The following is a 17,100-nucleotide window of genomic DNA, read 5'->3' as shown; positions in this document are numbered from 1 at the left end:
AGAAGGGCTTTTTTCTTACACAAATTGTGTAAGAGTGGCTCATCGCCAAACGTTGTCAAATATGAGAAACGGGGGACATTCATATTGTGTTCTAAAAGCATGCATTTTATACTTAACATAACAAATTATTTTTGGAGTGAATATAAATGAGCCAATTTTCTTTTACAAAAATGCATGGTCTTGGCAATAGTTATATATATGTAAATATGTTTGAAGAGCAAATTCCTGAAGAAGATTTAGCCCTTGTGGCGGAAAAGGTTTCAAATATTAATACTGGTATTGGAGCAGATGGGATGATTTTAATTTGCCCTTCAGACGTAGCTCCGGTGAAAATGCGTATGTTTAATAATGATGGTTCTGAAGGAAAGAGCTGTGGTAACGGTTTACGCTGCGTAGCGAAATATGCGTATGAGCATAAACTAGTAGAAGAAACAGTTTTCACAATTGAAACGTTAGCTGGCATTGTAACGGCGGAAGTAACAGTAGAAGAAGGGAAAGTTACATTAGCGAAAATCGATATGGGGGCACCGCGTCTAACACGTGCAGAAATACCGATGCTTGGTGAAGATGAAACACCATTTATTCGTGAAAACTTCTTATATAATAATCATCGTTATGCATTTACAGCTGTTTCAATGGGAAATCCGCATGCGATTATTTTTGTTGATGATGTAGAAAAAGCACCTCTTACAACACTTGGACCCGTCCTTGAGACACATGAAATGTTTCCAGAGCGAGTAAATGTTGAGTTTATCGAAATTTTGAATGATGAAGAGATGAACTTCCGCGTTTGGGAACGTGGATCTGGTGTAACGCAAGCTTGCGGAACAGGGGCGTGTGCTGCAGTTGTAGCTGCTATTTTGAATGGAAAGATGGAACGTGGTAAGGAAATTACAGTTCATTTAGCTGGCGGCGATTTAATGATTGCGTGGACTGAAGAGGGAAGCGTGTTGATGAAAGGACCTGCGGAAGTAATTTGTCGCGGAGTGTATGAGTACAAGATAGAAGCGTAAAGATGTATAATGGACTAAGAACAGAAAGGAAGGTGTATTTCATGATTGAAGTAACAGAACAAGCAGCTTTTCAAATTAAAGATATGTTAAAAGATGCTGAAGATGGAGAGAAGTACGTGCGCCTTGCTGTCCACGGCGGCGGATGTAGCGGTCTTTCTTACGGCTTAGGATTTGAAGTAGAACCAAAAGAAGACGACACAGTTCTTGAGTTTTTCGGTGTTGAATTTGTTATCGATACAGAAAGTGCTCCAATTGTTAAAGGAGTAAAAATTGACTATAAACAATCTATGCTTGGCGGTGGATTCACAATCGACAATCCAAACGCAATCGCATCATGCGGATGTGGATCATCTTTCCGTACAGCATCGAATGCTGGTAAGCCAGAAGAGTGCTAAGTTTTTAGCAGAAATAGAGAAAGACCTTTTTAGCGATAGAATAAAATCGTTAGAAAGGTCTTTTCTTTTTGTGTTAAAACAGAAAATGCATGTAAAGTTACTTTAGATTTTAATTTAAATGTTATTATATATAGTATATATAATTTATACTGTGAATTCGAGATTCATATTATTCGTTTTAAGATAAGATTATGTAGATAAAATGTAAATAATTAGAAAAAATATACTATTTATTAGTTATATTTAATGTTAATATTTGTAACGAAGATGATTGGGAATTATGTTCGAACTAGTTGTAAATGCATCGGTTATTACTAATAGGTAGATTTATGCAGCACGATTGGTTCAACTAATAATCAGTGGGGATGAAGAACCCCCCCACTGATTAAAGTTTCACTTTATACAAAAAAGGTGCATAAGGGAGAAGGTTATAGCCAATTGTATAGAACTGAATAGTTCCGTATTAATTAAAATACGTTGATTACTAGATATTAAAAATACCGGGGGGATTAGAGTGAAGTCATTTAAGAAAGTACTTATAGTAGGGATGGTGTTGATTACAGTATCGATTTTGGGAGCTTGTTCTAGCGATACAGACGTATTAACAAAAGTAGGAGCAAAGCAACCAGCGAAGGCGGAAGGTGAAGTACTAAAAGATCAGAAGAAAACACTTATGACTACGAGCAAACGTGAAAGTATTAAAAATGAGGATGCACCATCATCACAAAAGCGTTATATTTCTCATGATGAATCTCAAAAGATTGAGGAAGGTATGACGTATACGGATATTCTTAATACGATTGACTATGGTGGTGAGAACATAAAACATTATAATAACCATGAAAAACGCGTATTTTATACTGAAAAAGATACGGATGGTACATATGAAATTATGGTTGAATTAAATACATATGGTTATGTTGTAAATATTGAACGTACTGCTATAAAGAATAAAGATAAAGATACAGATACAGATAAAGAGAATCAGGTATTTACGAAACGTAGTGAAGAGCCTGTAAAGGAATATGAAGAAAAAAACGATCGTGTACCGTGGTATAAAGATGTAAATAACAATTCGGTAGCAGTAAGTTACAATCACTATTTGAAAATCAAAAAAGGTATGGCCGCGAATCAAGTAAAAGCTGCAATTGGACAGCCACATGTGATTGAGAAATATAAATCATATTCAGTATATGACTATACTGGTTATGGTGGAGAAGGATCATTACGTGTAATCTTTGAACCGAATGGAACTGTTACGGATGTAGTGGAAAACGGTTTACCACGATAATAAATTAGTTACGGGAAGAATTGTAGTAAAGTTGTCTTTGATTTTATAAAGTTTTTGGGAGCATCTCTGAATATAGGTGAAAAAATAATTCTCTTAGCCATGTTAACTACATATTAGTATTTACCGAAGGTTCTTCCAAATTCAATAGCGTTATTGTGGATGTTGTTGTCGTATTATTTTTGTTGATATATACCGCAGTAGGGCAGCAATTGTAACTGGACGTAAAAGGACGCGGAGGAGTAGCAGCTTCCTTTTGAAAGAAGGAGGAAAATATGATGGAGGATATTCTTGAATTTATAGGGAGATACGTGATTAAACCTATTATTAGTTTAATAAGATGTTTTGTAATAGAGATTATAATTGAGGGCATAATAGAAGGCGTAATAAACGGTATAAGGAAATTACGTGATAAGTGGCGAAATTGGCGTGAAAGACGTTATTGGCGGTAGTGTAGCTGATGAGCGTGCGAAACAAAAACGTTATACAGAAGCTTAATGGAATGACAATTTCTAAAGTGAAGAAATAATTATTATCTTACAAAAGTGTAATGTTCATGTCATGTTTTTGAATTTCTTCTTTAAAGTTTAGGCTTTAAGATAAGAATATAAGAAAAAACACATGAGGTGAAGGAAATGAAAAGATATATTGCACTTTTTAGTATTTTAGTTGTATTTGCAAGCCTATTAGTTGGCTGTGATTTAAATCGTATGGGTAAAGACGAGTATTACGTTCAAATTACAGTAGATGGAAAAGAATATAATGGTAAAGCTGATAACGGTGAGCCGTATAAAGATTACGAATATAAGCTGACTGGCTTTGATAAAGATGGTAAAGAGAAAGAATTAGAATTCACAGCTCAAAAAAACTTACGTAAAGATGCATTCTTACGCGTATACCACTCAGATAAAAAAGGTGTAACAGCTTGGGAAGAAGTGAAAAAAGACGAGCTTCCAGCGAAAGTGAAAGAAAAACTAAGTGTGAAATAAGACAGATAAAAAGGAATTGACGAACAGGGTCAATTCCTTTTTTTGTTTTCAAATTCTTCTTCTGAAATGACTGTAAATCCGTGTCTTTTAAATAAAGCAGTTGTCACTCCGAAACCAGTTTGCTTATTACCGTTAAATTCTCCAGTATAAATCGTAGAACTACCACAAGATGGACTGCGTTCTTTTAAAATAATATATTCTGGGTGTAAATTTTTGATTTGTTCTAATGCTTTATAAGCACCGTTTACGAAAGCTGCTGTGACATCTTCACCATCTTTTGTCATTACCTTTGCTTTTCCGTCTAAAACGTCATCGCCATTCCCGCCAATAATTTCGGCTGAGGGACGAGGTGTTGGTAATCCCCCTAATACTTCAGGACAAATGAGGACTGTATCTTCTTGTTGCAGAAGCTCCTCTATTTTTGAAAAGAGATTGTCATTTCCATCATACCGGCAAGCAATCCCACCTAAACAAGCGCTAATTACGATCATATTTTCATCTCCAATAAAAAATATTTAATGTCACGCCAATTTCTCTTCCTGCCTCTTATTTATAAGTGAGGTGATAAAAATGGGAAGTTTATATAACTTAATGAAACCATACAGTGAATTTCGAAGTAAAGAAGAGTTTAATACATATCAAAAGCAAGTTTTGAAATATTATCGATTTCAATTAAATAAAACGGATGCTACCATCATTCATTTTTTAGGAAAATATGCGGTAAATGAGAAACAAAAAACAGTAGGGGTCGCTTGTCCATTAATGGAGACGATTGCGACGAATGTTGGAAAGAGTATTCGTACAGTACGCCGGTCAATTGCAAAGTTAGAGGAACTAGGAATTATAAAGCGTGTTGCAACAAAAGAGAGACATAAGCGCGGCGGTTATAGTGCGAACCTATATGTATTTCTTATATCTGCGATTGACCGCATGGATGACCGTATGAAAATGTCCGCTTGTAAAAGTGAGGATAATGCAACTGGCTGTAGTAAAAATGAGCAAAAAAGCGCTGGGGAAACAATTCTTTCTAAAAACATTCCACAAATAAAAGAGAAAAGAAAAGGAACGTACGAGCTTGATGAGACGTATTGCCGTCATGATATACCGAAGCCTTTTATATACGCACTGGTGCCGATGACGAGTAATCCGAAGAAAATTAATATATTTTGGAGTAAGGTCGAGCTTGCATATAAAAAGAGCGGGTTACTAGAACAAGGTGTTTTACTGGAGCAAATATTAGCTGATGAAGAAGTGTACGGAAATTTCATTTGGCGAGTAAAGAGTGTTGTGAGAGCTTATAAATACGGAGAAATCCGTAAAAATGTGAAGGCTCTTTTATATAGTACAGTGCGGGATCTATTTTTAGAGGTTGGATTAGAATGGGGAGCAGCATTAAGGAGAAGTAAGGGAATAACACTATTTGATCCATTCAAAAAAGAGCCATGTGTATAATACATGACTCTAATTAGCTAATCGAACTTCCTTACAACTGGAACACGAATCGCTACAAATAGTACGAAGACAATAACAGCTATTGCACCACTTTTCATAACGGTTACGATTGGAATTCCTATTGCAAGTGCAATGGATGTGAATGCATAAGAGAGCGGGATAAAGCCCATTGATGATAGCATAAGTAAACTCATTACGCGCCCCATCATTTCTTCTTTTACTGTCGATTGAATCATCGCCATAAGCGGAACGATAGCCATTGCGATTGTAATACCGTAAAACATGCCGGCTAATAGTGCTTGCCAAAGTACGGTACTAAAGTTGATGGCTAAGAAGAAGACACCAGACAATAGCATCATGATAATACAAAATAGACCGCGTCTACGATTAATATTTCTTAAACCGACAATGACAGCACCGATTGCCATTCCGCCGCCTACAGATGCTTCTAAGTAACTAAACTGGAGCGAATCACCATGCAGCACATTTTTAACAAAAAGCGGGAAACCAACTTGCATCGGGCCGATTAAAAATAAGTTTAAAAAAGCGCTACAAATAAGGAAAGTTGAAAGGAATGGCGATTCCTTTACATATAAGATTCCTTCTTTAATGGAAGTGAACATACCTTTATCTGTATCTTTTTGTTCTGGCATCGTAAATTGTATTTTTTGAACGAGTATGGCCGCGACAATCAGTAATAAAATCGTAATGGAAAATATTGTCTCATAATTCGTAAATTTAATGAGAATTCCGCCAAGTACAGGGCCTAAGATGACCGATGCTTGGTTCGTCATTTGTGTAAGTGAATTCGCTTGTGTTAATCGGCTTTTTTCTACCAATTCCGGTAAGATAGATCCATCTGCTGACCAGAAGAAAGCATCAGCAAGTCCAAAGAATAAAGCGAATAAAGCAAATGTATATAGCGTTACATCACCGACAATGAACCATGTGAGAATGGTTGCGACAAGAATCGCTCGAATGATATTGGAGTAAAACATAATGTTTTTTTTCGGGAATTTATCAGCTACAGCGCCGCCGACAATCATAAAAATAAGCCTTGGAACACTAAGGGCTACGAAAACAACACCGAGTGAAGCTTCAAGGTTTAATGTTTTTGCTATGTACCACGTTTGTGAAAAAGTAAAAAAGGCTAAAGCAAAGCTTGAAAAAAGAGTAGCTGCCCAAAGAAAAAGGAAATTCGTATTTTTTAATAACGGTTTTCCGCTTCCTTCTAAAGCAGTTTTATTTTGTTTTAGTTCCTCCATATTGCTTCCTTTCTATGTGACAAATTTAAACTAAAAAACCAGTAAACGCCCAATTGGTAAGGGCTAATACTCAATGGGAGATACCCACAGCTGAGTATAGTTTCACTTTATACAGTTTCTAATATTTCTATACTGCACTTTCTCATTGTAGACAATAATAATGGATTTGCCCAGTAGCTATTTAACGACAAAAAAAGATGCCGAATGGGCATCTTTTTTTAGGCTAACGCAATATAAATATCCAGTTGTGCCTGATTTGGGTCTAATGCTCTTTCGTCGTAAAGCTCAAAGTCTGTTGTGAAGGCACGTTTATTTTCTTTCGACCATTGCCAAATATATTCCCAAGCTTCACAAACGACTTCAGCAACTGGTCCCTTTCTTGTTGTAAATACCGCATATGTAGCGGTAGGTATTGTTAAAGTTGTCATATTTTCAGGAACGTCTTTTAGTGAAGAAACTGGCATACCGATTGTAAATGTATATGTACCAGTTTCATCTGACTCGTAGTTGGAATAGAAAGCAAATGTTTCTTTCGTTTGTTGATTTGGGATGTGATGCATCATTTGTTCTTGAAAGTATCGGTTCCAAAGTTGTGGAATGTTTCCTTCAGTAGATGCCTCTTTTTCATTAGTCGTTGTAACCGAAACGCCGATTGCGTGGAAAGCTTCTTTTTTTACGATAATGGGTTCGTGTAGCATAAAAAATTCCTCCTTTTAAATAAGAACATTTGTTCTTGTTTAATATAACATATTTTTACATGTAACGGTTGTTATTTTTAGAAAATTTCAATCATAAAAAACAAACTGAAAATAACTAAAAAATGGTAAAATTTCTATTGTATGTATAAATAGGATAATGAGTATGTTAAAATTTTTAAGTATCCTTTAACTGTTATATAAACCTATACAGCACGGTGTTTTTACTATATTAAAAATATGGTAAAGGTTTGTATAAGTGTCCGATATATATGCTATTTTTGATAAATTAAAATAGTAATATTCTATGGGATTTATATTGTTGACATTGGGATTTCAACGATACATTTTCGTAGGTCGGATTGTTGCGAGTGGATATATATTGCTATGTATTCGGCTACTAAATGAAAGGATTACTGAAATTAAGTAGACGGATAGCAAGTATATAGAAAGGAGAAAGGTAGAAAATATGAAACAAGTATTGAAGTGTTTTAATGTCGTAACAATGATCACACTTCTTCTATCCATCATATTGCCTTCGCCCAGTGCTTTTGCTACAGAGATAAATAAAAAAAGCTGGGATGAGTTACAAGGAAATGATGTGAAAATTAAGGCAGAGCAAGTGAATGCTGAAATGTATAAGGGAGAAGTAGCGGAGAGGGAGCACGTATTTCAATATAAGATTGAAAATACGGGAGATACACCAATCCGAGAATTAGTAATTAATCAAAATAATGACAATGGAATTGAGTTTCTTTCGCAATCTGTGAAAGTAAACGGAGAGAAGTTACTTGAAAATAAGGTAGCGGATTTCTATGTAGAGGAAAAAGATAATGGAGGAAAGGTTCTTTCTTCTAATCTTAAAATTCAAGATTTAAAATCACATGAAAAAATGAATGTATTAATAAAAGCTCGTCGTGCGCAACATTTTAATAAAGAGTATAAGCAAAAAATTAGTGTGCAAAAGGATCAACTGCAAATAGGAAACATGTCTGTAGATGTTGAAGGGCTTCCTTCTGAAGAGAAGTTAGAAGCTAATACCGATGATGAGGCTGACAGTAGTAAGAAAGCTATCGGATCAACAACTGATTCAAAAACTAAAGAAGTGGATGGAAAATTAAAAGTATCTGTAGAAGATAAAAATATATCTACACAAAAAACAGAAATAGAGAAGGTAAAACAACCTGAAGCTGAAAAGCAACTAGAAAAAGAGGAAAAGCAATCACCTCTAACAATAAAGCAGAAGGATGCAGAAGTACAAGCTGCATCAGAAAATGCTTCGAAGGTTCAAATCCAAACAGGAGATAAACAAGGATTTGGAGACCCGCTGTATTCTACAATTGCTCCTGGTAATTTAGTACAGACTGGTAATGTGACCCTTGGTTTGACAACTGATCATTATGGCAGACAAAGTATGGGTTATAAAACGAATAAAATGACTGTGGACGTTGATAACGATGATAGTACTTTTAATTCGTCAACAGGTGCATTTCCTAACATTCCTGCTGGAAGTAAAGTGAAAAAGGCGTATTTGTTTTGGACAGCTGCAATGGGAACTGTAACTAGTACAAATGTTAATCAAAGAGTTAGTGATAATGATGTACGACAACCAGTCAAAATGAAAATGGGAAATAAAGAATATGCAGAGGTACGTGCTGATAGCATACGAAAAGCTGATTATCTACCCTATATTTCTAATTACTCAGGTAGTGGTGCAGGATATGTTGCGTATGCAGATGTAACAAATGTAATTGCACAGCAAGGTATTTCTCAAACGTTGACAGTTGCGAATGTGCCACAAATTAAAGATGTAACAGGTGGCGGCTATTACTGGGGTAACTGGAACCTTATATTAGTTTATGAAAACTATAAAGAAACAGTAAAAGATATGAAAATTTGGGAAGGGTTAGTTTCTCAAAAAAGTACAGCTTGGACGGATATTAGTGTTAATAAAATAAACACACCAAAAGAAGGTGCTTTTAAAGCAAAATTTAGTTATTTTTCATCGCAAGGTGATCCAGCTGATAATGATGGATATGCCTATGATTATGGAGAATATGATTTTGGGTTAGGGTATCAAAAGTTTAAAAATATTAAAGGTAAAGATAATGATGTTAATGACTCATCTATGACAGAAGTACAAGTAGATGGCACTAACGAGTTTGTTACAAAAAAATATCCAGGATATAAACCAGCTTGGACAAATTCATTCAGTACTGACATTCATACGTATCATCTTGAAGGACCGACTCAAGTAAAGAATGGTTTGAAAGAAGGGAAAATGCGTTTTAGAGCATATGGTGGTACTGGTGATATTTACGTATTAAATAACGCCACATTTGTTACAGAACATAATGCTCCAAACTTACAAGTTGATAAAAAGGCATTAGATAGTACCGGTAAAGAAGTTAAGGAAATTAAAGCCGGTGAAGAGTTTACGTATCAAATTGAAGTGAAAAATGATACGAAAAATAATCAAGCGCCGGTATCGAATGTAAAAGGTTTTGATAAATTAGATGATCGTTTAGAGTATGTTCCGGGATCTATACAATATATTTCTGGAAGTAATAAAGGAAATAAAACAGATGATGCAAGCGATGATGAAGCGGAGTTTGTAAATAATCAAATTGATTTCCGTGTTGGTGAAGGTGCTAATGCTAAAGACGGCGGTGTTTTAAAGCCGGGGGAAAGTGCCGTTATTACATTCAAAGTAAAAGTGAAACATTCTGTACAATCAGATACAACAGTAAAAAATATCGTTGTTGTAAAGGGACAAGATAGTGCCGAGATAAAGTATGAAACTGAGGACGATGCAGATATTACGGTTACGACTCCAAAAGAGATCCCTGGAGAAATAGAAGCTAAAAAAATAGCATCTAATAAAACACCGAAGTTAGGTGATGAAGTAGAGTATCGTATTACCTTTAAAAATACGGTAAAAGATGGACGTCTAGATGTATTGACGATTGAAGACGAATTACCAAGTAGTCTTGAATACGTAAAAGATAGTTTGAAAGCAGAAGGTGCAAAACCAGAGCCAGTAGAGCTGAAGTTTGAAAATGGCAAAGTAATGGCAAAGTATCCAGAAATTATGGATATGGAAGAAAGAAGTATCGTCTTTAAAACAAAAGTAAAAGAAACTGCAAAAATTGGTGAAGAAATTGTTAATAAAGCAACCGTTAGTGATAAAACAAATCCACCAAAGAATCTAGAAGAGAAGATTACACCACAGCATAAGGCTGGTAAAATTGTCGCAAAGAAAAAAGCGACAAATAAGAAGCCGAAGCTAGGAGAAGAATTTGAATATCAAATTAGCTTTAAAAATACGGTGGAAAACGGAAAACTAGATGCAGTTACAATAGAAGATGAAATTCCAGCTAACTTAGAATTTGTTCAAGGCAGTGAGAGAGCTGAAGGTACTGAACCAAATCCAGTAGAGTTAAAAGTAGAAAATGGTAAGGTAATCGCAAAATATCCAGAGATTACGGATACAAAAGAGCGAAGCATTGCCTTTAAAGTGAAAGTAAAAGAAGAGGCAAAAGCGGGAGAAACGATCGTTAATAAAGCGGTTGTGAGTGAGCCAAATGGACAGTCTGAGCATCCAGAAGAAAAGATTACGCCGGATTATAAATACGGTAAAGTGGATGTAGAAAAAAACGTAACGAATCAAACACCAAAACTAGGAGAAGAAGTGGAATACCGAATTACATTTTATAATACGGTAGAAAACGGAAAACTAGAAACGGTGCTAGTAGAAGATACACTACCTAAAGGTGTTGAATACGTGAAAGATAGTTTGAAAGCAGAAGGTATAAAACCAGAGCCAGTAGAACTAAAAGTGGAAGACGGCAAAGTAATGGCAAAGTATCCAGAAATTACGGATACAGAAAAAAGAAGTATTGTCTTTAAAGTGAAAGTAAAAGATTCGGCAAAAGTAGGGGAGGCAATTGTAAATAAAGCAATTGCAAAAGATCCGAAAAATGAGCCTGTTGAATCGAAGGTTGTTATTACACCGCAAAGTAAAAAAGGTGAAGTTGCTGCTACAAAGGTAGTTAATAATAAGAAACCGAAGCTAGGCGAAGAAATCGAGTACCGCATTAGTTTTCATAATACGGTTGAGAACGGAAAACTAGAAGAGGTGCGAGTGGAAGATACAATTCCAAAAGGTCTTGAATATGTAGAAAATAGCATCAAGGCTGAAGGAGAAGCACCTGGACCAGTAGAATTAGCTGTTGAAAATGGGGTAGTCAAAGCTAAGTATATCGATATTATGGATATGAAAGAAAGAAGTATCGTCTTTAAAGTAAAGGTAAAGGAAGAAGTAAGAGTAGATAAAGAGATTGTCAATAAAGCAATTGTTGATGATACGAAAAATCCACCGATTGAGCCGGAGGAAAGAATTACTTCGCAACATAAGGATGGAATAATTGATTCGAAGAAGACAGTAGATAATCCATCACCAAAACTAGGAGAAGAAATAGAATACCGAATTAGCTTTAAGAATACGGTAGAAAACGGAAAACTAGAAAAGGTAATAATAGAGGATACAATTCCTAACGGTTTAGAGTATGTAAAAGGCAGTGAAAAGGCTGAAGGTGATAAACCAGCTCCATTAAAGTTAAGTGTGAAAGATGGAAAAGTTATTGCTGAATACGAAAATATTACGGATACGAAAGAAAGAAGTATTGTCTTTAAGGTAAAGGTGAAGGAAGAAGCGGAAGTGGGTAAGGAAATCATCAATAAGGCAATTGTTGATGATATGAAACATCCGAAAGAACCAGAAGCAAAAATTACACCATTACACAAAGATGGAAAAATTAAAGCGAAGAAAAGCGTAAATAATGAAACACCTAAGTTAGGAGAAGAAGTAGAATACCGAATTAGTATGAAAAATACGGTAAAGAACGGAAAGCTAACAGACGTGACAATAGAGGATACTTTACCAGAAGGTTTAGAGTATGTAGAAAATAGTTTGAAAGCAGAAGGTGCCGGAACAGATTCAGTAGAGCTGAAATTTGAAAATGGTAAGGTAATAGCAAAATATCCAGAAATTATGGATACAGAAGAAAGAAGTATCATTTTTAAAGTGAAAGTAAAAGAAGAAGTAAAAGTCGGTAAAAAAATCATTAATAAAGCAACTATTGATGATTCGCAAAACAAGCCAGTTAATCCGACAGCGGAAATTATTCCTCAGTATCAAGATGGAAAACTTGAAGCGAAAAAGACGGTAAATAATGAAACGCCGAAGTTAGGAGAAGAAGTGGAATACCGAATCAGCTTTAAAAATACGGTAGAACATGGAAAGCTAACAGAGGTAAAAATAGAAGATGATTTACCAAATGGATTAGAGTATGTGAAAGATAGTTTAAAAGCAGAAGGTTCTAAGCCAGATCCAGTGGAATTGAAATTTGAAAACGGTAAGGTAATGGCAAAGTATCCTGAGATTACAGATACAAAAGAGAGAAGTATTACCTTTAAAGTGAAAGTAAAAGGTAAAGTGAGCGATTCAATTGTTAATGAAGCGATTGTGAGCGATACGAAAAATCCGCCAGAAACACCGACAGCAGAAATTATTCCACAACATAAAGACGGAAAAATCAAAGCGAAGAAGACGGTAAATAATGAAACGCCGAAGTTAGGAGAAGAAGTAGAATACCGAATTAGCTTTAAAAATACGGTAGAAGACGGAAAACTAGCAGAGGTGAAAATAGAAGATACTTTACCAGAAGGTTTAGAGTATGTAGAAAATAGTGTAAAAGCAGAAGGTTCTAAGCCAGATCCAGTAGAATTGAAAGTGGAAAATGGTAAGGTAATGGCGAAGTATTCAGAGATTACGGATATAGAAGAAAGAAGTATCACTTTTAAAGTGAAAGTAAANGATGAAGTGAAAGTCGGTAAAAAAATCGTCAATAAAGCAATTATTGATGATACGAAAAATCCGCCAGAAACACCGACGGCAGAAATTACTCCGCAGCATAAAGACGGAAAAGTGGAAGCGAAGAAAACGGTAAATAATGAAACGCCGAAGTTAGGAGAAGAAGTGGAATACCGAATTAGCTTTAAAAATACGGTAGAAAACGGAAAGCTAGCAGAGGTGAAAATAGAAGACGATTTACCAAATGGATTAGAGTATGTGAAAGATAGTGTAAAAGCAGAAGGTTCTAAGCCAGATCCGGTAGAACTGAAAGTGAAAGATGGAAAAGTAATCGCAAAATATCCAGAAATTACGGATACAGAAGAAAGAAGTATCGTCTTTAAAGCGAAAGTAAAAGAAGAATTTAAAGTTGGTGAAGGTATTGTCAATAAAGTAGTTGTTGATGATACAAAAGATCCAACAACTTCAGAAGTAACAATTACGCCAGAATATAAAGACGGTAAGCTTAAAGCAGAGAAATTTGTAAACAATAAAAAACCGAAATTAGGAGAAGAAATAGAATACCGAATTAGTTTTAAAAATACGGTAGAAAACGGAAAACTAGTAGAGGTTAAAGTAGAAGATGAAATTCCAGCTGGATTAGAGTATGTAGAGAACAGTTTACAAGCAGAAGGATCTAAACCTAGTCCGGTAGAATTGAAATTTGAAAACGGTAAGGTAATGGCAAAGTATCTAGAAATTACGGATACAAAAGAAAGAAGTATTATCTTTAAAGTGAAAGTAAAAGAAGAGGCAGAAATAGGCAAGGAGATTGTTAATAAAGCAATCGTAGTAGATACAAAAAATGAGCCAGAAGAGCCTTATGTGGAAATTACTCCGCAATATAAAGATGGTAAAATTGCTGCGCAGAAAGTGGCCAATAATCATAAACCGAAACTAGGAGAAGAAGTAGAATACCGAATTAGTTTTAAAAATACGGTAGAAAACGGAAAACTAGCAGAGGTAAATATAAAGGATGCATTACCAAATGGTTTAGAGTATGTGGAAGGCAGTATCACGGCAGAAGGGTCTAAACCGAAACCAGCAGAGCTACATGTGAAAAATAATAAGATAATGGCAAAATATCCAGCTATTACAGATACAGAGGAAAGAACCATTGTCTTTAAAGCGAAGGTAAAAGAAAGCGCAAAAGTGGGAGAAGAAATCGTAAATGAGGCAATTGTAGATGATACAAAGAATCTGCCAGAAGAGCCTTATGTACCGATTACACCACAATATAAAGATGGGAAAATTGAGACAAGAAAAGAAGTAAGTAACCATGAACCGAAGTTAGGTGAGGAAATCGAATATCGAATTATTTTTAATAATACGGTGAAAGATGGAAAGCTAGCAGAGGTGAAGATAGAAGATGAAATTCCAGCTGGATTAGAGTATGTAGAGAACAGTTTACAAGCAGAAGGATCTAAGCCTAGTCCGGTAGAATTGAAATTTGAAAACGGCAAGGTAATGGCAAAGTATCTAGAAATTGCGGATACAAAAGAAAGAAGTATTGTCTTTAAAGTAAAGGTGAAAGACTCGGTTACAATAGGGAAGGACATTACAAATAAAGCGATTATTCATGTGGATGATCCGAACCATCCTATAATTGAACCAACCGCAAAAATTACACCGCAACATAAAGACGGTAAAATTGCTGCTCATAAAAAGGTGAATAATCATAAACCGAAGCTAGGGGAAGAAATCGAATACCGCATTTCATTTAATAATACGGTGAAAGATGGAAAACTGGCAGAGGTTAAAATTGAGGATGAAATTCCGTCTGGTTTAGAGTATGTGAAAGATAGTCTAAAAGCAGACGGTGATAAGCCAGCCCCAGTAGAGTTGAAAGAAGAAGCTGGTAAGGTTAGTGCGAAGTATGAAAATATCACTGACATGAAAGAAAGAAGCATTATCTTTAAAGTGAAGGTGAAAGATTCCGTTGAAGTGGACAAAGCAATTGTAAATAAAGCAATTGTTGATGATACAAAAAATCCACCAGAGCGACCGGAAGTAGATATTACACCGCAGCATAAAGCTGGTAAATTTAAAGCTAATAAAAAGGTAAGTAAAAAAGATCCAAAGCTAGGAGAAGAAGTAGAGTACCGAATTAGTTTTAAAAATACGGTAGAAAATGGAAAACTAGCAGAAGTGAAAATTGAGGATCAACTACCAAATGGATTAGAGTATGTGAAGGATAGTTTAAAAGCAGAAGGTAATGAGCCAGCGCCAGTAGAGTTAAAAGAAGAAGCTGGGAAAATTATCGCGAAGTATGAGAATATCACTGATACAGCTGAGCGTAGTATTATCTTTAAAGTGAAAGTAACGGAAGTAGCAAAAGTCGGTAAGAAACTCGTGAATACGGCAGTTGTGGATGATGATAATCCGAAGAATCCTCCGCAAAAACCAGAAGCGATTATTACACCGGAGTATAAGAATGGAAAAATAAAAGCTGAGAAAACAGTAAATAACCCAGCTCCAAAATTAGGAGAACAAGTAGAGTATCGAATTACGTTCCGTAACGTAGTTGAGCACGGAAAATTAGCGAAGGTGAAAATTAAGGATGAATTACCAAACAGTTTAGAGTTTGTAGAAGGTAGCGAAAGAGCTGAGGGGGATAATCCAAAACCGTTGCATGTAAAAGTGAAAAACGGCATAGTACTCGCAGAATATCCAGAAATTACGGATACGAAAGAAAGAAGTATCGTCTTTAAAGCGAAAGTGAAAGAAAAGGCTAAAATTGGCGAAGCGATTGTGAATACGGCGGTTGTGGAAGATACTATAAATCCACCAGAGAAACCGAATGTCGCGATACAGCCTCAACATAAAGAGGGTGTATTACAAGCTGAAAAGACAGTGAGTAACCATGAACCGAAGTTAGGAGAAGAAGTAGAATATCGAATTAGTTTTGAAAATACGGTAGAAAACGGCAAACTAACTGAGGTAAAAGTAGAGGACGAAATTCCAGCTGGTTTAGAATACGTACAGGATAGTATAAAGTCTGATGGGCCGGAACCAAATCCAGTAGAACTTAAAGTTGAGAATGGAAAAGTAACAGCAAAGTATCCAGAAATTACGGATACGAAAAAAAGAAGTATCATCTTTAAAGCGAAAGTAAAAGAAACGGTACAAGTAGGAAAAGAAATTATAAACAAGGCGGTTGTGGATGATAATAATCCAACCAATCCACCAGTTGATCCACTTATACCAATTACACCGCAATATAAAGATGGGAAACTAGAGGCAAGGAAAGAAGTAAGCAATTATGAACCAAAGCTAGGGGAAGAAATCGAATATCGAATTACTTTTAACGGCACGGTAGATGGCGGGAAGTTAGTTGATGTAAAGATTGAAGATAAAATTCCGTCTGGTTTAGAGTATGTGAAAGATAGTCTGGAGGCCGTAGGTGATAAGCCTGTACCAACAGAACTTAAAGTCGAGAATGGAAAAGTAACAGCGAAGTATCCAGAAATTATGGATACGAAAGAAAGAAGTGTCATCTTTAAAGTAAAGGTAAAAGAAACAGCAAAAGTTGGAGGAGAAATAACAAATAAAGCGATCATTCAAGTAGATGATCCAAATCATCCAGTTATGGAACCGACAGCGACAATAAAGCCAGAATATAAAGATGGTAAGTTAAAAGCAGCGAAGACAGTAAGTAATAAAGAACCGAAGCTAGGAGAAGAAATCGAATATCGAATTAGCTTTGAAAATACAGTAGAAAATGGAAAAATAGCTGAGGTAAAGGTAGAAGATGAAATTCCAGCCGGTTTAGAGTATGTGCAAGATAGCATTAGATTTGAAGGGGCTGAACCAAATCCAGTAGAGTTAAAAATGGAATTTGGAAAAGTAATAGCGAAGTATCTAGAAATTACAGATACGAAAGAACGTAGTATTATTTTTAAAGTGAAGGTAAAAGCAGCACCAAGTAAAGGGATAACAAATAGAGCGGTAGTGGACGATAAAATAAAACCACCACTTGAGCCTACAGTTACAATTTTACCGAAAACAAAAGAAGATTTTAAGATACCAGAAGAACCGAAGGAACCAGAAGTGAAGCCGGAAGAGCCGAAAGAACCGAAGGAACCAGAA

At 35.6% G+C, this 17,100-nt stretch carries 9 protein-coding genes and 2 pseudogenes; 8 read left to right on the top strand and 3 right to left on the bottom strand.

Translation table 11 applies throughout. The annotated features are described in order from the left end of the window. Positions 1–146: 146 nt before the first annotated feature. From dapF to BAQ53_RS23400, 6 genes and pseudogenes are all read left to right on the top strand, one after another. Complete coding sequence (gene dapF / locus BAQ53_RS23415; RefSeq protein WP_000077402.1) at positions 147–1,013, top strand: diaminopimelate epimerase; 867 nt, start codon at positions 147–149, stop codon at positions 1,011–1,013. Positions 1,014–1,054: 41 nt separating this feature from the next. Continuing rightward, positions 1,055–1,408, top strand: a complete 354-nt coding sequence (locus BAQ53_RS23410) for a HesB/IscA family protein (RefSeq protein WP_000573825.1) — start codon at positions 1,055–1,057, stop codon at positions 1,406–1,408. Positions 1,409–1,922: 514 nt separating this feature from the next. Beyond that, the gene (locus BAQ53_RS23405) at positions 1,923–2,699 is read left to right on the top strand and encodes a hypothetical protein (RefSeq protein WP_208906291.1); all 777 of its coding nucleotides are present in this window, start codon (positions 1,923–1,925) and stop codon (positions 2,697–2,699) included. 99 nt (positions 2,700–2,798) lie between these two features. Continuing rightward, positions 2,799–2,991, top strand: a pseudogene (locus BAQ53_RS26335) (hypothetical protein). Positions 2,992–3,119: 128 nt separating this feature from the next. Beyond that, positions 3,120–3,188, top strand: a pseudogene (locus tag BAQ53_RS26330) (methyltransferase); the annotation flags it as partial. A gap of 143 nt (positions 3,189–3,331) precedes the next feature. Further along, positions 3,332–3,685: a YxeA family protein gene (locus BAQ53_RS23400; RefSeq protein ID WP_000833153.1), complete on the top strand. Its 354-nt coding sequence runs from the start codon at positions 3,332–3,334 to the stop codon at positions 3,683–3,685. Between the two features lie 29 nt (positions 3,686–3,714). On the opposite strand, the gene BAQ53_RS23395 is transcribed toward BAQ53_RS23400, so the two are convergent. After that, complete coding sequence (locus BAQ53_RS23395) at positions 3,715–4,176, bottom strand: 2-thiouracil desulfurase family protein (RefSeq protein WP_000635464.1); 462 nt, start codon at positions 4,174–4,176, stop codon at positions 3,715–3,717. A 79-nt stretch (positions 4,177–4,255) separates the two neighbouring features. Between BAQ53_RS23395 and BAQ53_RS23390 the strand changes: the two genes are divergently transcribed. Continuing rightward, the gene (locus BAQ53_RS23390) at positions 4,256–5,137 is read left to right on the top strand and encodes a helix-turn-helix domain-containing protein (protein ID WP_000535277.1); all 882 of its coding nucleotides are present in this window, start codon (positions 4,256–4,258) and stop codon (positions 5,135–5,137) included. A gap of 17 nt (positions 5,138–5,154) precedes the next feature. Here the strand turns inward: BAQ53_RS23390 and BAQ53_RS23385 are convergent, their stop codons facing one another. Together BAQ53_RS23385 and BAQ53_RS23380 are read right to left on the bottom strand one after the other, a co-directional pair. Beyond that, the gene (locus BAQ53_RS23385; RefSeq protein WP_208906290.1) at positions 5,155–6,402 is read right to left on the bottom strand and encodes an MFS transporter; all 1,248 of its coding nucleotides are present in this window, start codon (positions 6,400–6,402) and stop codon (positions 5,155–5,157) included. Between the two features lie 218 nt (positions 6,403–6,620). Then, the gene (locus BAQ53_RS23380) at positions 6,621–7,100 is read right to left on the bottom strand and encodes a GyrI-like domain-containing protein (RefSeq protein ID WP_000902161.1); all 480 of its coding nucleotides are present in this window, start codon (positions 7,098–7,100) and stop codon (positions 6,621–6,623) included. Between the two features lie 466 nt (positions 7,101–7,566). On the opposite strand from BAQ53_RS23380, the gene BAQ53_RS23375 reads away from it, so the two are divergent. Next, positions 7,567–17,100, top strand: a 9,534-nt coding sequence (locus BAQ53_RS23375) for an isopeptide-forming domain-containing fimbrial protein (RefSeq protein WP_208906289.1), incomplete at its 3' end; no start/stop codon positions are given.

The organism is Bacillus sp. B25(2016b), from assembly GCF_001679765.1.
Classification (GTDB): Bacteria; Bacillota; Bacilli; order Bacillales; family Bacillaceae_G; genus Bacillus_A; species Bacillus_A thuringiensis_K.
Note: the sequence above shows the minus strand (reverse complement) of the source record. Positions and strands in the feature narration are given on the sequence as shown.